Genomic DNA, 24,356 nt, shown 5'->3' with positions numbered 1-24,356 from the left:
ACCGGTCACTATACCTGTAGCCGCCTGGTTGTGGCGGATGTTTAGGGAAAGTCGGTTTGCCTCCGGCCGGAAGCCCGACGATGGTGGACGTGAGTCCGATTCGGCTGCCGCCCTCCGGTGGTGAACAGCTCATTGCTGCCCTGGTACCGCCCAAGACTATGAGGCCGGCTGTCCGGGCTCCGGCGCCGTTGCCGGTGCTGCCGAGGCTGAGTCTGCCGGCCGACGGCGCGGACGCTCTGGTGTTGGGGATGGCCCGCCTGGACCGGTCCGGGCGGCTGTCGGCCCGTGAGCTGCTCGGTGTGTTGGGCTGGAGGCCCGGTAGTCGGGTCGATATCGGCGTCGTGGCGGGTGTGCTGGTGGCCGCTTCGGCGTCCACCGGTCGGCATGTCGTGCGCGGCCGGGGCGGTCTGTGCCTGCCTGCCCCGGTCCGGCAGATGTGCGGGCTGCTGCCGGGCGTACCAGTGTTGCTGGCAGCTTCGCCCTCCCAGCAGGTTCTGGTGGTCCACCCGGTCCACACCATGGCGCGGCTGCTGACCGAGCACCACATTCGCCTTGCGGGCGGCGACCATGGTTGATGCCCAGCGCATCGCGGACGCGCAGCGGTTGCTGGCCCAACTCGGCGTGAGCGTGGCCGACCTGCGGGAGGCGCAGCGGCCGCGGGTGCCGACCATCGCCGAATATTTGCCTCGCGTCATCGCCGCGGCGGGTCCCGGTGCCCGCCGTACCTACGGCAGCTACTGGGACCGGATCGCCGCCCGTTGGGCGGATCGCCGGTTGGACAGCATCGCTGCCACGGACATCGAGGCGCTGCAACGTCAGGCCGCCGCGGTCGCCCGGCCGCGCCGCAACGGCCGCGGCGGCCGGCACGCCGGGGAACACGTCATCGCCGCGGTCCGGGCGATCTACAACCGGGCAATCGCCGACGGCCTGCTGGAGGCGTCCGACAGCCCGGCACATCGGGTGGGTAAGCCGCGACGGTTGCCCAGTACTCGACGCGCGTTGACGCCCGAGGAGTTGGAAGAGATCAACCTGGCGGCTCGCAGCAGCGGCAATGACGTGGTCCTCGACGCCATCCTGCTGCGCCTGCACACCGAGACCGCCTGCCGGCGCGGCGGCGCGCTCGCCCTCCGCCTGATGGATCTCGACCAGGATCGCGGCTTGATCCGCCTCACCGAGAAGGGCGGAACCCTACGCTGGCAGCCCATCACCCTGGACCTGGCAGCAAGCCTCGGCGACCACGCCCGACACCGCGGCGCGGTCCTGCCCACCGACGCCCTGCTGCGATTCCGCCACGGCGGTGCGCTCACCAGCCGCCGCTACGACCACCTATGGAAGCGCATCGGCGAACGCCTGCCCTGGGTCGCCGCCCAGGGCATCTCCACCCACTGGCTGCGCCACACCACCCTCACCTGGGTAGAACGCCACTTCGGCTACGGGGTAGCCCGCGCCTACGCCGGCCACACCGACAGCACCGGCCCAGCCACCACCACCTACATCAAGGCCGACCTGCATGCCGTCGCCACTGCCCTGGCGGCTATGACCGGTCAACCACATCCAATGGCAGCCCTGATCGACGATCCACAAGCGAGACAGCCGCGCTCGTCATAGCTACCTTCACGTCGCGCTCCGGGCGCTCATCGAGTCTGGTCAGCGTGGCGGCCACCGCCTTGTTCAGGTGCACGACCTGCACGGCCCTTGCGTCCCGCGACCCAAAAGGCGTCGGTGAGTGGCCCCTATGCCCGGCAGAACCCCGATGGTGCTGACCAGGGTCGCCGTACGAGCGGTCGGCCAGAACGTTCACCGGCATGCCGATCCCGCCGAGCTCGCTGCCTCCCGAGCGGCGAGTTCGCGGGCGGGACGTCCGGATCGGCCGGAGTCGGCGAAGCTCCGCAGATCTCGACAGCGAGGCAGCCGGCATGTAGTCTGAATCAAATAGCTGAATCATGATTCACTGCTGGGGGTGTAGATCATGATCGAGGGTGGCACGGGAGAGCTCATCGAGCGCGCTCGGGTGGAGGCTGGCCTTAGCCAGCGTGCATTGGCGGACAAAACGGGAATTTCTCAGCCGACATTGTCGCGGATAATCTCCGGCGACCGATCGGCGAAGATGCCGGAAATCGTGGCGATCGCCTGGGCGACCGGGCGCACCGTGGCCCAACTCACCGGGGGGCGAGCGGTAGCCGACCGGGTGCAGTGCGCGGCCCGGGCTACCAATGGCTCTGGGATGGACGGCATGCGCCAAGCGCTGCTGCACTTCCTCGAACTGGATGACTACCTCGATGAACAGGCGATTCCTGCCACGATCTGACCTGGGTAGAGGACTGTGAGCGCTGAAGACGAAGGGGCCGCCGCCGCCGGCCGGTTCCGGGAGGAGCACCGCCTGGGGGTGCAGCCTCTGGGTGACCTCATCGCGATCATCGAGCAGACCACGGGAATCGATGTGGCGGTGCTCGACGTCGGCCCGGACGAGCATGGCCTGACGATGCGCGACCCTGAGCGCGACACCATGTTCGTCGGTGTCGCGCGGACTCTGTACCCGATGCGGCAACGCAGCACTCTCGCTCACGAGCTCTGCCACATCCGGTTCGGGGACTGGGCGGATGCCGACGCGGGCAACTGGAGTGAACGGTCTCCTGCCGAGATCCGCGCCGATGCCTTCGCCAGGCACCTTCTCCTGCCGTTGAACGGGCTGCGGGAAGTCCTCGCCAACAAGAGTCAGATAACCGAGTCGACCCTTTCCGCGGTCGTTCAGCGGTTCGTGGTGTCACCCGCTATGGCCGCCATCGCGCTGTACAAGGCCGGGTACATCGACGCCGCGACGAAGGGGGAGTGGATGTCCCTGTCCGCCCCCCAGCTGGCTGTCCGCTTCGGCTGGATCGACCAATATCAGGCACTGCAAGCCGATTCCAACAAGCGCAGAGCGCCCCAGAAGTTGCTCGCCCGCGCGACAAGGGGATACGTGGAGGGGGTGCTGTCAGCCCAAGCCATCGCGACCCTGCGTGGCATCACCCTGGATGCCGTGGAAGCGGAGCTGCGGGAGGCGGGCATCGCGCCAGTTGAGCACCCCGTCGCCTGGGCCGACCCCGCCGACCTGCCGGACGTGCCGATGGACTGGGCCGCCCTGGACACAGACCTCGGCGCACCAGACGAACCCGAGCACCCGACCGGCGGAACAACGCCGCGATGAACCAACGGCCAATCATCGATGCTGGGCCCAGCCTGAACTTCCTCTCGATTAACAAGGAGCGACTCCTCATCAGTGTCCTCGGGCCGCTCAGCGTCCCAGAGACGGTGCAGGACGAAGTAATGCGTAAGTCCCGAGAGGACCCACGCTTCCGGCCCGCTGCAACGGTCTGGCGCAAGCTGACACCGCGCTGGATCCACGTACTGTCCGACGACGAGACACCCGAACTGGCCGCAGCCGTCCATCGAATCACTCAACAATCCATGCGAGACCGGTTGAGGCACCCCAAGGACCTGGGCGAGATCATGGTGGTGGCGCACGCCGCAGTCGCCGCCGAGACCGGCGAGACGGTAACCGTGCTCATCGACGATGGGGCGGGAGCGGTGATCGCCACCTCGGAGATCCGCCGACTGCAACGGCTACGCGCCCAAGGCCGCGCTGTGGGATCGATCAAGCTGGTTAATACCCTGACTATCTTGCACCGTGCTGCGGGAACTGGGCACATCCCGGACAGATCCATGATGCGCGACATCTACCTACGGCTTCGCGGCCTCGACGACGGCCTACCGCCGATCGACTCGACAAGCCTCTTGTCCGCCCCTCAATGGGGATGACTGGATACCTGGCTTAATACTTCCTCGGCCCGCCGTCGGAAGTTAGCTCCTGCTCGCGTCCTCTACGCTGTCCCATGCCGCGACGTAGGTGTATAGCCTTCGCCTGATATTCAGACCTCATGACCGCCAGGTCTGCCTGGCAAGCGTCAGGCCGCATACCGCCGTGACCCCTACCCCTTCAGTCGGCGGGCGGATTCCCGGCCATCGCGCCTCGTCGACGACGTCGTGCAGCAACCCTGCCATCACCGCGTGGTCGGCGTGCTCGGCCAGCATCTTTGCAACGGCACGCGGGTGCTCGATGTACGGCCCACCGGCCTTGTCGACCTGGCCGCGGTGGGCGAGCTTGGCGAGGGCGTCAGCGTCGGCGGGGCAGGCTGACGCGGGCCGGCCGATGGCGGCCGCTGCGGTGTCACCGCGCCGCGACGGTGAGGGATACGACGACGGCTGGCGGGAGACTGCCGAGCTGCTGGACCGAGCCCTGCTGATGGTCCGCGATGCCGGTGCCAACACCAGCGACACAGCTCGCGACGGGCTCCTCGGGCAGTTATTCCCGGACCCCGGGCCCTTTCGGTGGGACACCGCTCGGCGACGGGCTCCCGAATGGTGGCTGCGCCGGTTGGCCGCCGTGCGTGTCCGCGTGACCCAGCAGCCGTCCCGCACGCAGGCCGGGATCCAGCGGCTGTCCCTGCGTTTGGGTTCCCTGCTGGTCGGGCGGGTCGACTACCAGGTGTGCGAGCGTTGCCGACGCGGTTACCTGCGGAAGATCAGCGTTGACGGCGCATACAAGGGCTACGGGATCGGCACCCGTGGGCTCCTGCGCTTGTACCGTCGGCATCCGGGCTACGACTGGCGCACCAGCACCCAGTACGCCACCGCAGGCACGTTCTGGGCAGGGTCATTGCGTTCTGGGGTAGCTGCTGGTCACGGCGGTGATCAGGTCGTGTGACCGGGCGGTTGGCTTGGCGGGTGGCGCGGGCGATGTTGGTCGCGCCGGTGATGCGGTGCCAGCCGATCGCGGTGTTACGCAGGGTTGTGATGACGGCGGGTCCGGTGCCTGTCCGGGCTTGGTGGAGGTCTTCACGGAACGTTACGTCGCGTACGTGATGGAGGCGGTTCTCGATGTGCCAGTGCCGGCGGATCCAGGTCTGCAGGTCACGGGGCAGAGCCTGGCCGGCGGGCAGTGACACGGTGAGGTAGGCGGTTTCGCGGCTGGTCTTGTCTGCGACGATGCGGGTGCGGGTGATCCGCACGGCTTGCTGGGCGTGCGGGAAGGTGATGCCGCCGGGCGTGGCGACGGTGACGGCTTTGACGGTGCGGGTGAGCTTCCCCCCGATAACGTGGACGTCTCCGAGCTACCGGGGAACCTTGAGGTTCCCCCGGCTCGGAGCCCTCTGCGTTATCGGGACCGATGTCGACGGCGCGTGACAATTTCGAACGTCATTGACAACCGAGCCAAGCGCCGGGAAACGCTACTGGTTCGCCGCTACCCGTTGTGGGCGTCGGCGATACATTCTGTACATGTATGACCGCGGTGGATCCGGACTCGTCGCTCATCTCCCACAGGACGAGTGGCACCGGGTGCAGGATACTGGCATCCCCGTACGCTTCGAACCCCGCGACGTGCTCCTGCGCCAGGGTGACACCACCCAGCACGTGCACGTGGTCCTGGCCGGCTGCGTCAAGATCGTACGGTCGGAGAGCGACGGCAGCCGCGCGATCCTGACGCTGCGGGCCGCCGGCGATGTCGTCGGCGACCTGGCCGCCGTCGACCTGCAACCGCGCTCGGCCACGGTCACAGCACTCACCACCACGGTCACTCGGCTGCTCACCGGCCCGCAGTTCCGGCGCTTCCTGACCCGGCCTGCGTTCGCCACGGGCTTCGCCTCCTACACGGTGAGCCGGCTGCGTACCTCGGACGCCCAACGTACGGCGCTTGCCGTGCTGCCGGTCCGGGAGCGGCTGGCCCGGGCGCTGTTTCAGCTCGACCGGGAGAGCCGGCGCGCGGACGGGCGGCCCGCGATCCGGCTGTCCCAGGCGGAACTCGCCGAACTGGTCGGCGCTTCGCGCAACGCGGTCGTCGCCGAGCTGACGGTCCTGCGCGAGGCCGGCATTGTCGCCACCGGGCGGCGCGAGGTCATCATCGTGGACCCGGTGGCACTGAGCGGCCGGTCACACGGTCTCCGCCCAGATTTGGGCAGAGAACCACGCGGTTCCGGCTGACGCTGAAGGGGTCCCGTCCTCGAGAAAGGACTCCTGTGGAACACATCCCGTTCGCACGTTCGATCGACCTGCCGCCGTACCGGGCGATCCTGGCGGTGGACGCCAAGGGTTTCACCGCCGAACCGGGCAGCACCCACGAGGCGATCAGCAAAAGTCTGCTCGATCTTGTGGGCGACGCCCTTAACGGCGCCGGGCTGCGGGCCGAGTGGGAGCGTCCGGCGTTCCTCGGCCCGACCGGCGACGGCTTCGCCGTCGGGCTCCCGACGCGCGTCCTGCCCTACCTGGTGGACCCGTTCCCGCGCCTGCTCCAGGAACGCCTTGCCGAGCACAACCGCGAGGCCCGAGCGCGCCTTCAGTTGCGGGTCAGCCTGCACGTCGGGCCGCTGCCAGCCGACCCGGAAAATCCCCACTGGACCGGCAACGGTGACTCGCGCAACGACACCCACCGTCTGCTCGATTCCGCGCCGGTGAAGGCCGTGCTCGCCGCGGCCAGCCCGCGCGTGACGTTCGTGGCCTGCATCTTCTCCGAGCGCGTTTTCGAGGACGTCATCGCCGCCGGGTACGCCGGAATGCAGCCTGACCGCTGCCTCCCGGTCACGGCGACGGTCGACGGCAAGGCGTTCAGCCAGCAGGCATGGCTCTACCTCCCGGAGGTCTCCGGGAATCTGCTCGGCGTGTTGCCGGCCGCGCCACCGCCGCCGATGACCGAGAAGCCCGCACGGCCTCAGGTCTCCGGGCCGCGGGTGAAGCGGAACGACGGCCAGGTCGCCACCACGGTCGAGAGCATGACGCAGCACCGAGGCGGTGACCGATGACCACCGATGCGATCGAGCCCGTGGACCCGGACATCGACGATTCCTACGCCGATGACATCGACGATGGCCTCAGCGTTGACGAGAACAGCGGTCAGGTCGCCTCGCGTGTCGGCCGCGACATGGTGCAGAACGTCCACAACTGGCTCGGGCGCTACCAGGCTGCCCGGGAACTCTCCGACGCCTTCGTGCAGGAGACGATCGAGGCCTTCGTGGAGCGCGTCTACGGCCCGGACGGGCTGTCCAGGGAAGCGGCGGCCGGGATCCTGCGGGAGCGGCGTCACGTCCTGCTGGTTGCCGACCCCGGCACCGGACGGCGGACCGCCGCGGTCGGTCTGCTCGGCGGCGTTCCTTCGCCTCGGCGAGAGATCCCGATCGACGACGACGAGCAGCGGCTCCTGCCCATCGACGAGGTGCCGTGGTCGTCTTACGGCCGCTGCGCCTACCTGCTCACGGTGCCGCCCGGAAGCCGGAACGGGCGGTTGCGGGAGCTGCTCATCGCTTATCGAGAGGCAGTGGAGAAGCGGGACTCGTACCTCGTCGTGCTGGTCGACCGGAAGAGCCTCGAAAGGCCCGAGGACGTTCCGGGCTTCACCGCCCTCACGGTCACCGCTCCTGTACGGGAGGAACTGCTGAGCCGGCTCCTGGAAGACCAGTGCGCCCGGCTGGACGTGGACATGCTGCTCAAGACGCCGCCGCTGCCAGCGATGCTGGAGGGCGCAACCCCGGCGCAGATCGCGAGGCTGTCCCATCGGATCAGGGCCGCGGCGAGTGATCCGCAGGAACCGCTTGCCGAGATCGCCCGCAAGTCGGTCCAGGCCTACCAGAACTGGGACGAAGAACTGGTCGCCTGGTTCGAGACGAACCCCGATCCGCGGACCCGGCTCTTCCTCATCGCCCTGGCCTTCCTGCAAGGAGGACAGGCCACCAACGTCCTGCACGCCATGGAGAAGCTCGCCAAGATACTGGAGGAACCGGCCAACGTGCGCGGCGGCATCGGCGCCCCGGGGATCCGTCAGCTCGCCAAAAGCGTCAACGCCCGGATCGACGACGAGCATCGGATCTTTTTCACCCTGCCGTCCTACGACGTCGCGATCCTGCGCTACGTGCACGGCGACCAGTCCAAGGCCTTCCGTACGAACCTTTGGAGCTGGGCGTCCGACCTGCCGATACGCCGCGGCGGCGCCCCCAACGCCCGCGTCGCCGGACAGGTGGCCTCGGCCATGCTCGCCGTGACCCTGGCGCTTCCCGGGGCCGACGCGCCCGAAGTGCGCACGTTGATCGAACGGTGGTGGGGTTACCAGACCCTGCGACCGCTGGTCGTCGACCTGATAACCGCAGTGGCGATGAGCCCCGAGGCCGGAGCGGCGATGCGTGGGCGGCTCAACCAGTGGGCCGCCCAGTCGAGAAGGATGACGCTGCTCTGCGCGGTCGCCGCAGTCTGCGGCGGAGCGCTGGCAGACGCGTATCCGCAGGCGGTGCTGACCCGGCTGAACAACCTGGCCGGGCGGGGGATCGACGTCGTCACCGACGGGGTCGTGGAGGCCGTGCGGTCACTCTGGGGCCGGCCGCTGCACCGGCAGGCGACGCTGCGCCAGGTCGTCGACTGGGCGGCCGGGCAGGACCAGCGGCACGACGCGGGACTGCGCGCCCTGGCGGCGATCTCCGAAACCCCGGACCGGGCCGGGTGCCTTCTCGCCGAACTGGCTGGCGATGCGGAACGGCAGACCCGACTGGTACACGCCTTCACGCTCCTGTTCACCGGCGAAGGGCCCCAGGGCGAATCCCGCGAGGCGCTCTTCCGCTGGCTGGACGCGGCGGCCGACGAACCCGTCTACGAGGACCTGATCACCGACCTGATCGTCCGTGCCGGCGGGACCGGTCAGGGCGCCAGCAGCCGCTTCGCCCGCATGTCCGACCTGCTGTACGACTGGCAGCCACTCGCCCGCGACGCCCAGGCGCCGGCCGCCAGGGACCTGCGTGACCGGCTCAACGAGCGGCTCCACCGAGCGAACCCGCTGGGCGCCGCATGAGTGAGAACTGGCGTGGCCGCCTGTCCCGCCTCTGGGCGAGACCCGAGGAACCCGCACATCCGGTCACCTTTCCCGCCGAGCTGCGCAGCTGCCACCCACACATCGCATTCGACGCGACCCTCCAGCTCTGGTGGCAGGGGAACGACGAGGCTGCCATCTGGACGACGCGACAAAGGGTCACGGAGTGGGCCGACCGGGTGACCGCCCAATACTGCGTCACCCAGGCCGGCAACGCCGAGAACGAGATCAACACCCGGAACCCCTATGGTGCCCGCGTCCAACTGGCAGTCAGCCCGCAAGCCCGCATCGCTGCAGAAGCCATCTTGGAGATCGACCGGCAGTCCGCCCTCGAACGCCTGAAGCAGCGGGCCGAGTTGGAGCGGATCCGTTACCTGCGGGAGAGCGTCTACTCCCGTCCCGACGTCGCCCGCAGCTACTGGCTCTACCACCACCCTGACCGGCCGGAAGAGCTACTCACCATCAGGTTCGAGGAAATCGCCGAGAAGTTCGGAGAGGTAGGCGAGTCCCGGTTCCTGGTGATCGCCAAGCTGATCGGTGACTTTCTCGGGCGGCTCGAGGACGGTGAACGCCGATACCTGCTCGAGCAGCTGGGGCAGTTCTTCTCCTCGTATGACCGACCCGACCTGGCGGAACGGCTGGAAGCCTCATGAGGGAAGCGGAACGAGCCTCCCTGCAACAGGCAAACGAGATGATCCGCTTCGCCGACGTGAAGGCTGCCGCCGTCCTGGCCGCCGCCGGGGTCCTGGCTGGGCAGCTGCCGTCGGCTCACGGATCCTGGGCCAAAGGCGTCTTGTCCGTCGCCGGCATCTGCATCGTGCTCAGCGCGTTGCTGGCGCTCTACACGCTGGCGCCACGACGGCAGGCTGCACCCGCGTGGTCCCTGCACTACTATGACCACGTCGCCCGTCGGTACGGCAAGGACCGGGAAGCCTTCGTCGATGCCTGGGTGGCGGCGGCGGCTGACGAGGACGCGTTCGAGCGGGCGATCGCCGGACAGATCTGGGCTGCAAACATGGTGGCGTACCGCAAGTTCACCCGAATCACCTGGTCCATCCGCGCCCTCGTGGTCGGCGTCGTGGCCCTCGCGGCCGTGGTCATCACCTGACATGTCCTCCTAATTCTGGCGATCGATTTTGCCGTCGTAGCTCTGATCAGCTTCTTCGGAGGCGGTCGGACCCTGAACCAAACGATCTGGTTAGCCGTAGGCGCCTACCTCCTGGTCGGCATGCTGTCGTCGTTGGCGTGCAGGCCGGCTGGCGATCGCCCTGGCCGGGGATCAGCCCGGTGCTCGACAGAAAGGTCAGCATCGCCGGCGCGGTCTTGATCTCCGAGGTGCGTAGCTTGCTGGCGGCGGTGGGATCGTGTAGGCACCAGAGACCGAGGATGCACGTCTCCAAGGAGCTGCGCGCCAATAGCGCCGCGGCCTCCCGTTGGCGTCTCCGTACCGCACGGCGAGCTTCGCGCTGCAGCCAGAGCAGCCGCAGTAGCGCCAATTGGGCGAAGTCCACCCCGGTTGCGGCCGTCTCGTCCTGCGGCTGGGCGTGCGGGTAGCGAGGTCGCGGGCGCGGTGCCGGACGCGGGCGCGGCGCAGCAAGTCGGCATACGGCAGCACGCCACGAAGGACGATTCGGGCGATCGTCAGCACGATGGGTGTCACAGACGGCAGCATCGCAGGTCCCCATGCTCCGACCTCGCGGTTATGCCGGGTCGGCCCAGTCTGCCGTAGCGGGCCGGCAAGATGTGGCCATGTCGGTCCGGCGAAGGCAGGGGAGCGACCGGCCACTGCTGCTGTGCCTGCTGGGAAGAGGGCCCCGTTCCCACGCTGTGTGCCAGACGCTCTTGGATCTTGCCTACTGCCCTTGGACCGGTCGCCTATCGAATTGTGTCCTTGGTGCCCAAGCGTCCGGCAAACATGATCGATGGCTTCGTGTCTCGTTTCTACGGCAACGTGACGGAAATCTGACTTACCGCTCAGGGCGGCGCGATCACCGAGTTGTCGATAGTGTCACTCGCGGCACCGAATCGAACTCATGCTGTTACCGCAGCGGATCGCCTTTGGGGGGCTGATGGCGCCGAGCAGACGTTGGGCGGTCCTGATCGGACTCGACCAGTGTGGCCGCAACGTCCAGTTACCTCCGCTCCGGTACGCCGAGAGTGATGTTCTCGCGCTGCGAGACGTGTTGTTGGACCAGGACATCGGCACCTTCGACGACGGCGCGGTAAAGATGTTCGTAGGTCCCGACGCCACCTGGCGCGAGATCAAGATATTTCTGCGTGATCTGGCCCTGCAGTCTGCGCCGTCGGATGTCTTGTTTGTCTACTTCGCCGGCCATACGCTGGTCCCGCAATGGAGTGATCAACTCGATGCCTATCTGGTCACGGCTGACCTTGATCCGGAGGTACTTGCCCGCGAGCCCGACAGCGGGTTACGGATGTCCTTCCTCAAGCGGGATATCTTCGACGCCTTCGCGGGCGCCTCGTTCCTGGTGCTCGACTGTTGTCACGCGGGTGTCTACACCGATGCGGACCGACGCAACATCAAGGTTCTGCAGTCGTACGCGGAGGCGGTGGACCGACCCCGGCACAATGCTCTGCTCGCCTGCCCCAGTGGATCAGTGACCCGGGAGAGCGCCGAGTATGGCCACGGAACGTTGACCCACCATGTGTTGCGAGCGTTGCGGGGCAGGGCAGGCGACGAGGCGGGACGGGTATCGTTTGCGCAGATGGCGACGTTTGTCGCCGAGCAGGGTATGGATCCGCCGCCGGTGCACACAGCGCACGTCTACGGAGCCACCACGGTGCTGACCCACCCGCCCATGTCCCGGCACGATCGCCAAGCGCTCAGCAGCCCGGCGAACCCAGGCATCTCGCGTCCCTGCCTAAACCCACTTGAGGACCAGACGAGCTCGATCCGGCAGCTGCTGGATCGGATGTTCCGCGCCGACGTGCGCTCAGCGCACCAGTCTCATCAGGGCGAACGAGACGGACGCGTCGAACTCATCCGACACGCGCTCGATGCGGAATCGGCCGCGGTCGTGGAGTTCGTCGGCAGCAGCTTCGGTGTGGTGAACCGAACGGCTCGGTTCGACAAGGACACGCTGTCGCCGATGCTTGAGATCGCGGCCGTCGACGGCGTAAAGCATCCCAGGGCGACGCCGGGATATGTTGTTTCGCATGGGGTCGGCCGCCGGATGCTTTGCGTGCCTCTCTCGTTCGCTGGCGACCGTACTCTCACCCTTGTGGTGGTCGACCCGGCACTTGCCCAGCTGGACATGGGCGAACCGCTGGCCGTCATGCTCCGGGCGGTCTGGGAATCCGATCCGGCCGCCGATCCTCTGCAGTCGGAGATGACCGTCCTGACTGCCCTGCGCACCTCATTCGGCCGACTCCCACTCAAGCTGTACGACGATGCTTTCAGCCTCTACCAACAGCTGATCGGGTCGATGATCATGGTGTTCCAGCCGGTCGTCGAGCTGGACCAACGCGCGACCGGTGTCAGCGTCCAGAGCTTCGAGGCGTTGGCCCGCCGCAACGACGGTGAGCTGCGCGCTCCCTGGTCTGCGCTGCGGATGGCCCATGACTGGGGCGACCGATTCGTCGTCGAACGCGACGCAATCCTCGTAGCCAAAGCAATCCACTCCTACGCCGAAGCCGACGCAGCCTCCGGATGGCAGGGAACCAAGCCGTTGTCGGTCAACGTGGCGGTCCGCTCACTGCTCAGCGACGCGTACCTCAACCAGGTGAGCAAGGCGCTCACCGAGGCAGGGTTGCAGCCCCGAAGCCTGACACTGGAAATCTCCGAGCAGGACCCGATCACACCGGAGCCGGGCGAGCGATGGCCGCAGGAGCCCCTGGTCTACTTCCACAACCGGCTCACCACGCTCGCGAGAGAGCTGCGGATCAGCTTCGCGGTCGACGACTTCGGAGTTGGCTACGCATCGCTGGCACGTATGGCCGAGTTGCCGCTCACCCAGATCAAGGTCGACCGGGCGATCCTGCACCATCCCATGGCGTTGGAGGAACTCACGTTGGTGGCGCGCGTCGCTCGCTACGCCAGCGACCAGGGACAGGCCGGGCAGCCGAGGACGGTCATCGTCGAGGGCTTCGACGATGACGCACCAGTCAGTCTGTACGAGATTTTCCGCCTGGGCATCCATCACGTGCAGGGCTACCTCAGCGGTGCGGTCGCCTCGACGACGCTGCGCGAACTGGACCCAGCCGTACAGGAACGGATCGCATCACTCGTGAGAGGGGAAAAGTGACGAGCGTCAAGCTACTGCTACCGCCGGAAGTGATCGAGGAACTCGACCTGCCCTATGACGGGGTTCGCGACAGCGGTGCCATCACCGTGGCGATCGAGGGGATTGCCGTGCTGGCGAACCTCGCCACCCTGGCCACGCTGCAGCCACAGGCGGAGGCGTTGGTCACCTCGATACGCAACTGGCGCCTTCGCAACCATCAGAAGCCGGCGGTGCTGACAGTCGAGGGAGCGAACATCAGCCTGCGGATCGAGCTACCGCCCAACGTCAACCGAGCGACCCTGCTTCGGCAACTTGAACCATTGCTGGATGAAGAGAGCCGGTAGACAAATCATATCCCAGAGTCGATGCGACAGAGCAAAGCCCTGACGAGCGACATGCTAGTACGGCAGCCGCCATTGGTGGTCTGACCTCGCGGGACGCGGTGGGGGCGTGCAACGTGGACGCAGCCGCCTGTCGATCATGTGTTTGTGAGGACTACAAGATCGAAGGCGGCTGCGGTTGCCAGGGTAGCGGCTGGGCGCGCGGTGCGGGAACGGGCCGGGCTGTTGCAGCGGCTGCGGTCGTGCTTCGCCCGAACGCAGACGTGGCAGCACGCGGGAAGATACATATCGGCGCTGGTCAGCCAGGTGCCGAAGCGCAACGGGTGGACCATCGCCGAGCAGGTCGGGGACGCCACGCCGGACCGCACGCAGCGGCTGCTGAACCGGGCGGTGTGGGACACGACGGCCGCGATGAGCCAGGTCCGGCGGTTCGCCGCTGCGGGTCTGGACGAGGCGGCGCGCCGTCGGCGGCGGCGTGGCCTGGTCGTCGGCGCGTTGGACGAGACGGGCCAGCCCAAGCAGGGCAAGGCGACGTGCGGGGTGAAGCGGCAGTACATGGGGTGCGCGGGCCGGGTCGCGAACGGGATCAACACGGTGCACCTGTCCTACGTTCGGGAGAAGACGGGGCACGCGTTGATCGGGGCGCGTCAGTGGATCCCGGCCGAGCACATCACCGACCCCCGGGCCTCGGCCGGTATGGGACTGCCGCCGGAGGTGGAGTTCCGCACCAAGGGCCAGCTGGCCATCGATATCTGTGCTGATGCGTTCGCCGACGGCCTGGTATTCGACTTCGCCTGCGGCGACGAGGTGTACGGCAACTGCACACAACTACGGGAGTTCTTCGAGCAGCACGGGCAGGCGTACGTGCTGCGGGTCGCTGCCACCTTCATGATCGACCTGCCCTCCGAAGCGAAACTGACCTGCGCACAGGCCGTCACGCTGCTGGTCAAGGACAAGCGTCGGTGGGAGGTCCGCTCGGCCGGTACCGGGTCGAAGGGACAGCGCTGGTATGCCTGGGCGTGGATCGCCACCGCCTCGCCCCGCCATCATCTGCTCATCCGCCGTCACCTGCGCAGCGGTGAACTGGCCTTCCACTACTGCCATGTGCCCGAGGGGCAGATCCTGACCAAGACGAGGCTGATCCGCGCTGCCGGGCTGCGCTGGCCGGTCGAGGAAGATTTCGAGTTCAGCAAGGACCACTTCGGCCTGGACCAGTGCCAAGCGAGGCTCTACACCGCGATCCAGCGGCACACCGTGCTGGTCATGGCCGCCCTCGCGGTCTGCGCGGTCACCGCCGCCCACCTCGCCGACCGCACCGACACCCAGGCACCGCCGCCAAGCACACCGGACCAGCCGCCGCCACCCGAGCCCGGAATGATCCCGCTGACCGTCCCCGAGGTCAAACGACTACTCGCCAACGCCCTCCAGCATCCGAAACCACCCGGCCACGCCACGCACTGGCTCAACTGGCGACGCCGTCACCAGGCCCGCGCCCGCTGGTTCCACCAACGCACACGGCTGAACCGGGACTACACCCTGGTCAGCTAGCAACTGGCGGCTGCCGTACTAGTCAGGGCTTTGACCGCTCGATAACAGTCTGCCCATAGGAGTCCCCAGTCTCCCGTCCCGATTTGACGATCACGCCGTCGACGTTAGCGAGACGGTTCGGGCGAGGCAACTTCCTCTCGGCAGACTGCTAAAATTGCGGCATGAGCACCCATGCTGAGCATGGGTGCTGCAAATTTGTGTTCAGCTCCCCCCTCGGACACTCCCGCGTAGCAACCGTGCGACGTTTTGCGGACCGGTGGTTGAGCGGCTTCAACCACCATCGTTCACTCTCTGTAAGCCCATGGCGGCCCCGCATGCGGGGTGGTGGGCGGAGTGAGTAACCAGGCTGTCTCCGCTGTCATCCCGGCTGTGGTTCTGCCAGGTCAGCTGAGCGCTGGCCGCAGGAAGTCATCGGCAGGCGCAATCAAGCGACCGCCCTTGCCGTTGGCGAGACTCGTCTCCCGTCGCGCTGTGAGCACCGTCTACGGCCTGGTCACCCTCGATTCCCGTGGGCGGGTCGCGGACCGGACCGCGATGAAGGCCCTCGGCTGGGCTCCCGGCCGGCGACTCGACATCCGGGAACATCGCGGACTGATCATCGTAGCCGCCGATCAGCAGGGCGTATTCGCCGTGACCAAGGAGGGGCACCTGCGGCTGCCGGCCGTGGTCCGGCACTGGTGTGGGCTCACCGCCGGCGACCGCGTGTTCCTGGCGGCCGAGCCGGACACCTCCCGGCTCGTGGTGCACCCTCCGGCTGCGCTGGATGCGATGATCGCCCAGGCCCACGCGGCGGCCCTTGGAGGTGATCGCGCATGAGCGACACCCCGGCGGGGCGAGCGGAGTTGGATGCCGCCCGGTTGTTGCTGGCGCGGATGGGTATCTCGCCGGCTGATCTTGTTCAGGCGGCGGCGGAGCGCCCACCGGCGCCGACGTTCGCCGAGTACGTTCCGGTCGTGTCCGCGGCGGTCACCGCCGGTACGAGGCGGGCGTATGGCTCGTACTGGAATCGGGTCCTGGAGCACTGGGGACAGCGACGGCTCGACGAGCCCACCCCGTCGGAGATCGAGCAGTTGGCGGAGTACGTCAAGACGCACGTGGTGGCCCGGCGCAACGCCCGTGGCGGGCGCAGTGCGGCGGAGCATCTGATCGCGGCGCTGCGGTGCCTGTACAAGCGGGCGGTCGCCGACGGGTTCATCGCGGCGGCGGACAATCCCGCGCTGAAGGTGGCCAAGCCGCGGCGGTTGCCGAGCACCCGGCGTGCGGTGGCGGACAGCCGGCTGGCGGAGATCAACGCCGTGGCCGCCAGCACCGGTGATGATCCGGCGTTGGACAGTCTGCTGCTGCGGCTGCATACCGAGACGGCGTGCCGGCGCGGCGGTGCGCTGGCGTTGCGTCCGGTCGACCTCGACCCGGACCAGTGCCTGATCCTGCTGCGGGAGAAGGGGGACACGGTGCGGTGGCAGCCGGTGTCACCGACCCTGATGAGATACCTGCAGCGGCATGCCGAGGAGCGGTACGCCACAGGAATGGGCCAGTTGCTGCGGTACCGGAACGGGCAGCCGATCACGTACCGACGGTATGACCACCTGTGGGTTCGTATCGGTGAGCACCTGCCGTGGGTGTATGTGCAGCAGATCAGCACGCACTGGTTGCGGCACACGACGCTGACGTGGGTGGAGCGGAACTTCGGCTATGCCGTGGCTCGCGCCTACGCTGGTCACTCGGACAGCGGCGGCGACGTAGGCACGACCACGACCTACGTGCGGGCGAGCCTCCAAGAAGTCGCCGCGGCGCTCGCAGCCCTCACCAACGAAGCCCATCCCCTGGCGTAGCTACCGCAGAGGCGCAGAGGCAGAGGGTCTGCCTCCGCGAGGGAGTTCCCGACCTCCGAGTCCGGCATGGCTTGAGCCCTTAGCCGTGATGATCGAGACCTTGGCGTCGCCGGCCTCGGAGGTATCGGCATTCTTTAGCACAGTCCCACAGGGTCAGGTGGCTTTTTGTACGTCTGACCCTCGAACCCGGATCAATCTAGCCCAATTAAATTCGGTGTGAGTCATCCGGCAGACTCCTGACGGTAAGTAGCCGCCAGCGGTTGAGTACTTACTCGGCCTGGATATTGAGTCCTGTTGAAAGATTGTAGTGACTGCCACTAACTCCGCCTGGTTAACCCGACCTATGCATCACGGCCCAACCCGTTCCACGGTCAGCGATTAGGCGCGGGCGGCTCTGAGCCTTCCGAACGGTCGATGTCCTCCTAGACGCTCGAGCCGCGCCGGCCAGTCCCAGCCAAGATGCTCGTTAATCAGAGTTACAAGCTCTGCCCCCGGCAGCAAGTCGATCCGGTGATCGCGTTGAGCAAAGGCGTGGGCGCCTGCCGTGAAAGTAGACGTTGTTACCAGGATGCCCTTGTTTGCTAGCGACGAAGACACGACGCCCACCAGTTCCCGAACGAGTCGGACGCCTATCTTGGCCTCGTATCTCTTGCATTCGATGAATATGTGCTCTTGCCGACCCGCGTCTCTCCTCGTCGCGATGATGTCACGCCCGCCATCGCGCTGAGGCGGGGTCAGTTCAGTGTCATACCCCATCGCATCAAACAAATGTTCGACAATTTGCTCGAATTGCCGAGAGGATAAACTGAGTAGATGCTGCCGTCGCTCCTCGGCTGAGTCTGGTAAACCGATGTAGCGGGCGCGGATGATTTCTTCTGCATCGGATAGTGCGTGAATCATCGAATCGGAGAGATGTAACGCATGTGCCTTAAAGTATGCCTCCAGAACCTCCAGTGCTACACGGGGTGTCGCGGCAGTAAATCCATCACCCAAGTGATGCCCTCCCAGGGCGGTTGGTCGGTTTTTCCAGAGTAATAACGGAGAACTCTGCTGAAGTGCTGATTGTTGAAGGCTTCGAGTGCTTCCTTCGCCTGTGGATCTGCCTGAGACTTCAGTCCAAGATACAGCTCGAAGTTCATGTGATCGAGCCCTAATGAGACTGAAGGGATGAGCAGTCGGGTTAGAACAGCTCGAACATCGTGTTCGGGTCGACTCTTTATCGACAACAGGTATTCGTCTAGCAGTTCGTCGCTGGGAAATTGCCAGATCTGCCGGCCTTCGTCATCGCCTTCAATCCAGCTGCTGTCTACCTCTGAGAGCCAAGTGCGCAGGTTTGCCGAATCGCTGTTTAAGTCTCTTTCCTCCTTGGTGACGGCAGACGAATCCCGTAGCCCTAGTTGCGCATTTTATCTCCACCATGAGCGGCGACGGAGGAGTCGACGGGCGGAGTGCGACGGGGGCGCCCGCATTATGCCTGCCCTGCGGCGGATGGCCTCGTTGCGCTGGCGTGCACATGCAGACGTAACGGTCCCTGATTGCCTTCCAACCCATCGTAAGCGCAGAGGCCTTGCCGGGCCGCCGAGCGAGGCTGGGCAAGCCGGACGCTTCTGTGCCAGGCCCGTCGCTCAGTGCTGTTCTTCGAAGCCAGCTTGGTCGAACTTCAGAGCGTTGCTGTTCTCCGAGATCGTGCGGACTTGAAACTCCGAGAATCCATGAACGGCTTCGGCCTCGATCTCGACGCGGACCTTTAAGTTGACTCCCGGCGAGGCGGCCAAGTGCTGAATCACCTCATCCATGAGCTTCTTGAAATCTAGTCCGTAGTGCGTCGCGTCGAGGGTCTTGCTCCCGAAGAAGTAGTCGACCTTCGGCCTCGGTGCTGGCTCGGGCCCCGGCCCACGACTAGGGCCAGGCCCGGGTCCGGTACCAGGGTCAGGATCAGGCGTTGGGCCTGGCTCGGGGCCAGGCTCGAATCCGGGCTTAGTACGGCAGCCGCCATTGGTGGTCTGACCTCGCGGGACGCGGTGGGGGCGTGCAACGTGGACGCAGCCGCCTGTCGATCATGTGTTTGTGAGGACTACAAGATCGAAGGCGGCTGCGGTTGCCAGGGTAGCGGCTGGGCGCGCGGTGCGGGAACGGGCCGGGCTGTTGCAGCGGCTGCGGTCGTGCTTCGCCCGAACGCAGACGTGGCAGCACGCGGGAAGATACATATCGGCGCTGGTCAGCCAGGTGCCGAAGCGCAACGGGTGGACCATCGCCGAGCAGGTCGGGGACGCCACGCCGGACCGCACGCAGCGGCTGCTGAACCGGGCGGTGTGGGACACGACGGCCGCGATGAGCCAGGTCCGGCGGTTCGCCGCTGCGGGTCTGGACGAGGCGGCGCGCCGTCGGCGGCGGCGTGGCCTGGTCGTCGGCGCGTTGGACGAGACGGGCCAGCCCAAGCAGGGCAAGGCGACGTGCGGGGTGAAGCGGCAGTACATGGGGTGCGCGGGCCGGGTCGCGAACGGGATCAACACGGTGCACCTGTCCTACGTTCGGGAGAAGACGGGGCACGCGTTGATCGGGGCGCGTCAGTGGATCCCGGCCGAGCACATCACCGACCCCCGGGCCTCGGCCGGTATGGGACTGCCGCCGGAGGTGGAGTTCCGCACCAAGGGCCAGCTGGCCATCGATATCTGTGCTGATGCGTTCGCCGACGGCCTGGTATTCGACTTCGCCTGCGGCGACGAGGTGTACGGCAACTGCACACAACTACGGGAGTTCTTCGAGCAGCACGGGCAGGCGTACGTGCTGCGGGTCGCTGCCACCTTCATGATCGACCTGCCCTCCGAAGCGAAACTGACCTGCGCACAGGCCGTCACGCTGCTGGTCAAGGACAAGCGTCGGTGGGAGGTCCGCTCGGCCGGTACCGGGTCGAAGGGACAGCGCTGGTATGCCTGGGCGTGGATCGCCACCGCCTCGCCTCGCCATCATCTGCTCATCCGCCGTCACCTGCGCAGCGGTGAACTGGCCTTCCACTACTGCCATGTGCCCGAGGGGCAGATCCTGACCAAGACGAGGCTGATCCGCGCTGCCGGGCTGCGCTGGCCGGTCGAGGAAGATTTCGAGTTCAGCAAGGACCACTTCGGCCTGGACCAGTGCCAAGCGAGGCTCTACACCGCGATCCAGCGGCACACCGTGCTGGTCATGGCCGCCCTCGCGGTCTGCGCGGTCACCGCCGCCCACCTCGCCGACCGCACCGACACCCAGGCACCGCCGCCAAGCACACCGGACCAGCCGCCGCCACCCGAGCCCGGAATGATCCCGCTGACCGTCCCCGAGGTCAAACGACTACTCGCCAACGCCCTCCAGCATCCGAAACCACCCGGCCACGCCACGCACTGGCTCAACTGGCGACGCCGTCACCAGGCCCGCGCCCGCTGGTTCCACCAACGCACACGGCTGAACCGGGACTACACCCTGGTCAGCTAGCAACTGGCGGCTGCCGTACTGGGCAAGAAGTACACGGGATCGCCGCTCACCAAATGGCTCAAGGACAAGGATCGGGCTCAAGACGTCCACGCCCGATTCCTCAAGGGCTTCGAAAAGCTGGCCAAAGTGCCCTATGACGCCTCCACCACGAAGGCCACCGGTGGCCTGGTCAGCGGCATGCGGCCGGCTATCCATCGGCTCCAGAGCCTCGGCCACGATCCGGCCCTGGGATTCCTCTACGGCGTGGCAGATCTCATGCACGGCACCGGCACCTACATCGACAAGGCAGGGAAACTGGTCCAGGTCGCCACCGACCACGACCCGGTCGGCCTGATCACCGCCCTCATCACCCAGGTGCGCCATCTGCTCTCAGATGTCTACACACCTGCCGGCCTGCAGCCCCCGTTCTTCAGCCTGCTTCAACTCGGCCAGGTCAATTCGCCGTTCGCATTGGTCCCCTCCGGTGTCAAGGTGCCCTGGACCGACGTCGCCCGCTACATGTATACGAACGGCTACGACCTGCGCCATTTCTTGACGATGGGCATTACTCCTGCCGTCGTGTCCGCGATCATCCGCGGGTACTGGCTTCTCAAGAGCTACGCCACCGGCGGTACCGCAACGCAACGGAAGCTGGAGCACGCCAAACTGACCTCCATGCTGCTGCTCGGGCACACCATCGCCACCTCAGGCACGCTCTTCAAGACCGGGCTGCTGTTTGGCATGAACCCGGCCGCCCTCAACTACAACCAGATTCTCGCCATGGCGCCCGCCACCATCGCCTGGTTCAAGGAAGCCATCGCCCGCGATCATCGAATCAATCAAGCCCTGGAGAAGGAATGGGAATTGCTCCTCATCGAATCCGAGGGGCAATCGTGATCAGCGAGCAGAGTCACGTACCTGGGCAGGCTGTCAAATCTGACTCGCCTTGAGAGTGCGTACCGATGACGACGAGGTGGACCTGGCCTACTACTCGTCGACGACGAGGCCGCCGCCGCGTCGCCCGACCGGCTTGCGTTCCTGCTGCACGACACCTGGCCCCTGCCGGCCAGCACGGCCGCGCCCGGCGCGGTTTTCGACCACGATGTTTCGGTCCGTACCGTCCGGCTGTCCCCGCCCGGGCCGGAGTCGGTCTTCTCGGTCCGTCTGTGCTGGGCATCGCCCGATACCTATCGGAACTTGGACCTGGCCGGCGCCATCGTCTTCCCCGGCCTGACCTCGCCGCCCAACTGCGCAGCGTTGATGACCCCGGCGCCCACCGCTGGCCGCATGACGTCCGGCTGCTGCGGGCCATCGTCGCCCCCGGAGAGAACGACGTCGGCCCGGCGCTGGAGCGCTACGCCCGGCTGCCCGGATACGCCCCATCGCCCACCGGCCTCGACCGAGCGCCCGCGCATGACACGATCTAACGGGAGATGTTGGAACTGCTGCCCGCGGAGCGGCCCACCGAGTCGCTGATCCGGCTCGACCCGCACATCGCGCAGGTTGCCCGGTATATCGATGGCTTCTTCGGGTTCGACCAGTGGTTCCTCTTCGACACCCGGTGGGCGGCGGCCCACCCCGACCTGGCCCGCTCACTGCTGCGCTACGCCTCCTACTGGACCCATACGAGACATAGATTGAGTTGGCATCCGGGTCCGTCCGAGGAATATGGCATCTCGGGCCCGGTAGTCTCGGGCCATGCAGGTGCAGCTCGGTCGAGGTGGTTCCCGGGCGACCTCGGCCTCTGTGTAGGGCGGCTGACGTTCCGCGCGGGCTTCGAAGAGGGTTCGGAGCCTTGTTTGGATCAGGTGTGAGGCGGCCTCGGCCTGGTCCGCTCGTGTGTCCTTCATGGAACTGCCGAACTCCAACCACAGTTGGCTGCAACCCAAACTGAGGTTGACGCCGTTCTGTTGACCGTGCTTGGCTCTCCGTATTGCTTCAACAACTGTGGTTCGTCTTCAAGTGAACTGGAGTTGGCTGGAGCGTAGCGGATCGGGACGTCGTGCGCGAGATGGCAGCCCGGCACGCGAGCGGCAGCGTAGGAGTGGATACGTCGTCGCTGCGGGGCCTGCTTCGTCTGGGGCAGCGTCCAGGCCGTGACAGTAACGGGGGCCGGCCGCGTCGATGTCGACGTCGATCAGTGCTGTACGGCAAGCCTTACGGGGAGGCGGACGTGCAAAGTCCATCGGACGAGCAGCCCGAACAGTTCGCCGCCCGCGCGCCTTTGGGCGGGCGTGGCGGTGAGCAGGGGGAGTCGGCGGGCAGGGAGAGGGCTCTCCCGTTGGTTCCCACCCCCGAACAGATCGCGGCTCGGGCGTTGGCGTCGATGCCTTCGGGGCCGCGCTTTGTCGGTAAGGCGGCAGTACGGGAGATCCCGCGAGAGTTCGGCGCAGGAACCCGGGTGGAGACGCTGTGGTGGCGAGCGGCGTCGCTGCATTCGTGCTGTCCGCTGGTGTGCGTATCCTCGGCGGACAAGCGGGGTGGGGCGATCGGGTGTTGACCGTCGAGCTCGGCGGGCTGCTGGCTCATGCTGATCCCGGCCCGGTGGTGACGGTCGATGCGGTCGCGTGGGCGTGGGGTGGCCGTGTCGAGGAACCCGGTATTCGGAAACGTCAAGGAGGCAGTACGCAGCACCAACGTCGGTGCCCGGTGTTGACGCCGCGGGGTGGGTGGCCATGAACCGTGATCTGACCAAGCTTATGGCGGGTCTGCCCCAGGCGTGGGCGGGGTTCCTCACTGATTGGGATCGGTCGCTGCGGTCGGGAAACTACCCATCGACCACGCGCTACAACTACCTGCTGGCCGCTGCGCAACTGGGTCGGTACCTCGCGGGCGACAGCCGAGGGGAGTCGGGGGAGGCTGCAGTCACTCCGACCGCCGTGACGCGGCGGCACGTAGAGGCGTTCCAGACATGGATGATCGAGACCCGGTCGCCGGCCACGGCCCTGAACAAGCACAAGGCCCTGCAGCAGTTCTTCAAGTGGCTCACGGTCGATGAGGAGGAGATCGACCAGTCGCCCATGCTGCGGGTACGCCAGCCCAAGACAGCAAAGCGACTCATCCCCATCATCCGTGACGAGGACACCAAGAGGCTGCTGGATACGTGCAAGGGCAAGGACTTCGTTCACACCCGTGACCTAGCGATTATTCGGATGCTGGCCAACACCGGAGCGAGGCTGTCCGAGGTAGCCAACCTGCAACTCGACGACATCGACCTGTCGCTGGACACGGTGCGCTACCACGGCAAGGGCGCCAAGGACCGCCGGGTCCGACTCGGACCCAAAACCGCCCGGGCGGTCAGCCGCTACCTACGCGCCCGAAGCAGGCACAAAGCCTCCGGGCTACCCCATCTGTGGCTAGCGGTACGCGGTGCACAGCCGCTGACCTCCAACGGCATCAAACTGATGCTCAAACGGCGTGGCCTGCGCGCCGGGGTCGATGGCGTGCACGCACACCGCTGGCGGCACACCTACGCACACGAGTGGAAGCTGGCCGGGGGAGACACCGGCGATTTGATGCTGGTGCTCGGCTGGGCATCCGACGACATGCCGCGACACTACGGGGCCAGCGCTGCCGCCGAGCGGGCCCAGGAAGTGCAAGCCCGAATGGGGATCGGTGAACGTGTCTGACCGCGAGAAGAAGCCGCATACAGGCAGGCGTGGGGGAGAAGCGGGCATGACCTCGGAGCAGCGTCGCCGCCGTGCCCGCATCGCCGCACATGCGTCCTGGGCCAACACCACTGACCGTACTGCCCGCACGTCCTCCGGCACCAAGGCGTTTCTCGGCCGGTTCGAGCGCCAGGTCGACCCCGATGGCGCGCTGCCCGAGGACGTCCGAACCGCCATGGCCAAACACGCGAGGACCGCGTACATGCTGCAACTGGCCGAGCGCTCGGCGGCGGCACGCCGACGCCGAGCCAAATCGTAGGACCCGCTTGCGTGAGCAGCTCCGGGCCGCAGGCACCCCGCGGCTCTCTATTGGCGGTTTCGGCTTTCATGCCGCCTGATACCAGAAGCTTCACGGTTAGGCTGCCGGGACACACCCGATTTTCGGCTGGGAGTGT

At 66.7% G+C, this 24,356-nt stretch carries 25 protein-coding genes; 22 read left to right on the top strand and 3 right to left on the bottom strand.

What is annotated here, in order from left to right:
- Positions 1 to 248: 248 nt before the first annotated feature.
- The 5 genes from JD77_RS30490 (at position 249) to JD77_RS30470 (ending at position 3,798) form a co-directional block, all read left to right on the top strand.
- A complete protein-coding gene (locus JD77_RS30490; RefSeq protein ID WP_145777235.1) occupies positions 249 to 575 on the top strand; it encodes an AbrB/MazE/SpoVT family DNA-binding domain-containing protein in 327 nt (108 codons plus the stop codon).
- Positions 568 to 1,608 (top strand): tyrosine-type recombinase/integrase, encoded by a 1,041-nt coding sequence (locus JD77_RS30485; RefSeq protein WP_145777234.1) that lies wholly within the window; start codon positions 568 to 570, stop codon positions 1,606 to 1,608. The genes JD77_RS30490 and JD77_RS30485 overlap by 8 nt, the downstream gene beginning before the upstream one ends.
- A gap of 361 nt (positions 1,609 to 1,969) precedes the next feature.
- A complete protein-coding gene (locus tag JD77_RS30480; RefSeq protein WP_145777233.1) occupies positions 1,970 to 2,308 on the top strand; it encodes a helix-turn-helix domain-containing protein in 339 nt (112 codons plus the stop codon).
- Between the two features lie 15 nt (positions 2,309 to 2,323).
- A complete protein-coding gene (locus JD77_RS30475; protein ID WP_145777232.1) occupies positions 2,324 to 3,187 on the top strand; it encodes an ImmA/IrrE family metallo-endopeptidase in 864 nt (287 codons plus the stop codon).
- Positions 3,184 to 3,798: a PIN domain-containing protein gene (locus JD77_RS30470; RefSeq protein WP_145777231.1), complete on the top strand. Its 615-nt coding sequence runs from the start codon at positions 3,184 to 3,186 to the stop codon at positions 3,796 to 3,798. The genes JD77_RS30475 and JD77_RS30470 overlap by 4 nt, the downstream gene beginning before the upstream one ends.
- Before the next feature lie 117 nt (positions 3,799 to 3,915).
- Here the strand turns inward: JD77_RS30470 and JD77_RS35830 are convergent, their stop codons facing one another.
- Positions 3,916 to 4,098, bottom strand: coding sequence for a hypothetical protein (locus JD77_RS35830; RefSeq protein WP_387228567.1), 183 nt, complete (start codon positions 4,096 to 4,098; stop codon positions 3,916 to 3,918).
- On the opposite strand from JD77_RS35830, the gene JD77_RS34945 reads away from it, so the two are divergent.
- The 12 genes from JD77_RS34945 to JD77_RS30400 all read left to right on the top strand — a co-directional run bounded on the left by JD77_RS34945 (position 4,048) and on the right by JD77_RS30400 (position 16,846).
- Positions 4,048 to 4,176 (top strand): hypothetical protein, encoded by a 129-nt coding sequence (locus JD77_RS34945; protein ID WP_281292154.1) that lies wholly within the window; start codon positions 4,048 to 4,050, stop codon positions 4,174 to 4,176. The genes JD77_RS35830 and JD77_RS34945 overlap by 51 nt on opposite strands.
- Positions 4,177 to 4,414: 238 nt before the next feature.
- A complete protein-coding gene (locus JD77_RS30460; protein ID WP_145777230.1) occupies positions 4,415 to 4,744 on the top strand; it encodes a hypothetical protein in 330 nt (109 codons plus the stop codon).
- Between the two features lie 572 nt (positions 4,745 to 5,316).
- Complete coding sequence (locus JD77_RS30450) at positions 5,317 to 6,018, top strand: Crp/Fnr family transcriptional regulator (RefSeq protein ID WP_145777229.1); 702 nt, start codon at positions 5,317 to 5,319, stop codon at positions 6,016 to 6,018.
- A gap of 35 nt (positions 6,019 to 6,053) precedes the next feature.
- A complete protein-coding gene (locus JD77_RS30445) occupies positions 6,054 to 6,833 on the top strand; it encodes a hypothetical protein (protein WP_145777228.1) in 780 nt (259 codons plus the stop codon).
- Positions 6,830 to 8,863, top strand: coding sequence for a hypothetical protein (locus JD77_RS30440; protein ID WP_145777227.1), 2,034 nt, complete (start codon positions 6,830 to 6,832; stop codon positions 8,861 to 8,863). The genes JD77_RS30445 and JD77_RS30440 overlap by 4 nt, the downstream gene beginning before the upstream one ends.
- Entirely contained in the window at positions 8,860 to 9,534 is a 675-nt protein-coding gene (locus JD77_RS30435; protein WP_145777226.1) for a hypothetical protein, read from the top strand. Before JD77_RS30440 ends, JD77_RS30435 begins: the two co-directional genes overlap by 4 nt.
- A complete protein-coding gene (locus JD77_RS30430; RefSeq protein WP_145777225.1) occupies positions 9,531 to 9,989 on the top strand; it encodes a Pycsar system effector family protein in 459 nt (152 codons plus the stop codon). Before JD77_RS30435 ends, JD77_RS30430 begins: the two co-directional genes overlap by 4 nt.
- Positions 9,990 to 10,914: 925 nt before the next feature.
- Entirely contained in the window at positions 10,915 to 13,146 is a 2,232-nt protein-coding gene (locus tag JD77_RS30420; RefSeq protein ID WP_246141148.1) for an EAL domain-containing protein, read from the top strand.
- Positions 13,143 to 13,469: a hypothetical protein gene (locus JD77_RS30415; RefSeq protein ID WP_145777224.1), complete on the top strand. Its 327-nt coding sequence runs from the start codon at positions 13,143 to 13,145 to the stop codon at positions 13,467 to 13,469. The genes JD77_RS30420 and JD77_RS30415 overlap by 4 nt, the downstream gene beginning before the upstream one ends.
- 201 nt (positions 13,470 to 13,670) lie before the next feature.
- A complete protein-coding gene (locus JD77_RS30410; RefSeq protein WP_246140610.1) occupies positions 13,671 to 15,014 on the top strand; it encodes an IS701 family transposase in 1,344 nt (447 codons plus the stop codon).
- A gap of 471 nt (positions 15,015 to 15,485) precedes the next feature.
- On the top strand, positions 15,486 to 15,830 hold the full coding sequence (locus JD77_RS30405) for an AbrB/MazE/SpoVT family DNA-binding domain-containing protein (RefSeq protein WP_246141147.1): 345 nt from the start codon (positions 15,486 to 15,488) through the stop codon (positions 15,828 to 15,830).
- Entirely contained in the window at positions 15,827 to 16,846 is a 1,020-nt protein-coding gene (locus tag JD77_RS30400; RefSeq protein WP_145777223.1) for a tyrosine-type recombinase/integrase, read from the top strand. The genes JD77_RS30405 and JD77_RS30400 overlap by 4 nt, the downstream gene beginning before the upstream one ends.
- A 378-nt stretch (positions 16,847 to 17,224) precedes the next feature.
- Here JD77_RS30400 and JD77_RS30395 read toward each other — a convergent pair whose 3' ends face one another.
- On the bottom strand, positions 17,225 to 17,839 hold the full coding sequence (locus JD77_RS30395) for a restriction endonuclease (RefSeq protein WP_145777222.1): 615 nt from the start codon (positions 17,837 to 17,839) through the stop codon (positions 17,225 to 17,227).
- 632 nt (positions 17,840 to 18,471) lie between these two features.
- Complete coding sequence (locus JD77_RS32615; RefSeq protein WP_170286610.1) at positions 18,472 to 18,642, bottom strand: hypothetical protein; 171 nt, start codon at positions 18,640 to 18,642, stop codon at positions 18,472 to 18,474.
- A gap of 328 nt (positions 18,643 to 18,970) precedes the next feature.
- Between JD77_RS32615 and JD77_RS30390 the strand changes: the two genes are divergently transcribed.
- The 5 genes from JD77_RS30390 (at position 18,971) to JD77_RS30370 (ending at position 24,220) form a co-directional block, all read left to right on the top strand.
- A complete protein-coding gene (locus JD77_RS30390) occupies positions 18,971 to 20,314 on the top strand; it encodes an IS701 family transposase (RefSeq protein ID WP_246140610.1) in 1,344 nt (447 codons plus the stop codon).
- Positions 20,315 to 20,440: 126 nt separating this feature from the next.
- Positions 20,441 to 21,190, top strand: a complete 750-nt coding sequence (locus JD77_RS30385; protein ID WP_211372752.1) for a hypothetical protein — start codon at positions 20,441 to 20,443, stop codon at positions 21,188 to 21,190.
- A 536-nt stretch (positions 21,191 to 21,726) separates the two neighbouring features.
- Positions 21,727 to 22,107: a hypothetical protein gene (locus JD77_RS34535; RefSeq protein WP_246141145.1), complete on the top strand. Its 381-nt coding sequence runs from the start codon at positions 21,727 to 21,729 to the stop codon at positions 22,105 to 22,107.
- 861 nt (positions 22,108 to 22,968) lie between these two features.
- Positions 22,969 to 23,922: a tyrosine-type recombinase/integrase gene (locus JD77_RS30375; protein WP_145777221.1), complete on the top strand. Its 954-nt coding sequence runs from the start codon at positions 22,969 to 22,971 to the stop codon at positions 23,920 to 23,922.
- Positions 23,923 to 23,968: 46 nt separating this feature from the next.
- Positions 23,969 to 24,220, top strand: coding sequence for a hypothetical protein (locus JD77_RS30370; RefSeq protein WP_145777220.1), 252 nt, complete (start codon positions 23,969 to 23,971; stop codon positions 24,218 to 24,220).
- The last annotated feature ends 136 nt before the right edge of the window (positions 24,221 to 24,356 follow it).

It is taken from the genome of Micromonospora olivasterospora (assembly GCF_007830265.1).
GTDB classification, from domain to species: domain Bacteria; phylum Actinomycetota; class Actinomycetes; order Mycobacteriales; family Micromonosporaceae; genus Micromonospora; species Micromonospora olivasterospora.
Note: the sequence above shows the minus strand (reverse complement) of the source record. Positions and strands in the feature narration are given on the sequence as shown.

Excerpts from the sequence above, each read along its gene's own strand:
- JD77_RS30490 (WP_145777235.1), top strand. The coding sequence starts at position 249 with ATGGCCCGCCTGGACCGGTCCGGGCGGCTGTCGGCCCGTGAGCTGCTC.
- JD77_RS30485 (WP_145777234.1), top strand. The coding sequence starts at position 568 with ATGGTTGATGCCCAGCGCATCGCGGACGCGCAGCGGTTGCTGGCCCAA.
- JD77_RS30480 (WP_145777233.1), top strand. The coding sequence starts at position 1,970 with ATGATCGAGGGTGGCACGGGAGAGCTCATCGAGCGCGCTCGGGTGGAG.
- JD77_RS30470 (WP_145777231.1), top strand. The coding sequence starts at position 3,184 with ATGAACCAACGGCCAATCATCGATGCTGGGCCCAGCCTGAACTTCCTC.
- JD77_RS30450 (WP_145777229.1), top strand. The coding sequence starts at position 5,317 with ATGTATGACCGCGGTGGATCCGGACTCGTCGCTCATCTCCCACAGGAC.
- JD77_RS30440 (WP_145777227.1), top strand. The coding sequence starts at position 6,830 with ATGACCACCGATGCGATCGAGCCCGTGGACCCGGACATCGACGATTCC.
- JD77_RS30435 (WP_145777226.1), top strand. The coding sequence starts at position 8,860 with ATGAGTGAGAACTGGCGTGGCCGCCTGTCCCGCCTCTGGGCGAGACCC.
- JD77_RS30430 (WP_145777225.1), top strand. The coding sequence starts at position 9,531 with ATGAGGGAAGCGGAACGAGCCTCCCTGCAACAGGCAAACGAGATGATC.
- JD77_RS30420 (WP_246141148.1), top strand. The coding sequence starts at position 10,915 with ATGCTGTTACCGCAGCGGATCGCCTTTGGGGGGCTGATGGCGCCGAGC.
- JD77_RS30400 (WP_145777223.1), top strand. The coding sequence starts at position 15,827 with ATGAGCGACACCCCGGCGGGGCGAGCGGAGTTGGATGCCGCCCGGTTG.
- JD77_RS32615 (WP_170286610.1), bottom strand. The coding sequence starts at position 18,642 with ATGGATGAGGTGATTCAGCACTTGGCCGCCTCGCCGGGAGTCAACTTA.
- JD77_RS34535 (WP_246141145.1), top strand. The coding sequence starts at position 21,727 with ATGTTGGAACTGCTGCCCGCGGAGCGGCCCACCGAGTCGCTGATCCGG.
- JD77_RS30375 (WP_145777221.1), top strand. The coding sequence starts at position 22,969 with ATGAACCGTGATCTGACCAAGCTTATGGCGGGTCTGCCCCAGGCGTGG.
- JD77_RS30370 (WP_145777220.1), top strand. The coding sequence starts at position 23,969 with ATGACCTCGGAGCAGCGTCGCCGCCGTGCCCGCATCGCCGCACATGCG.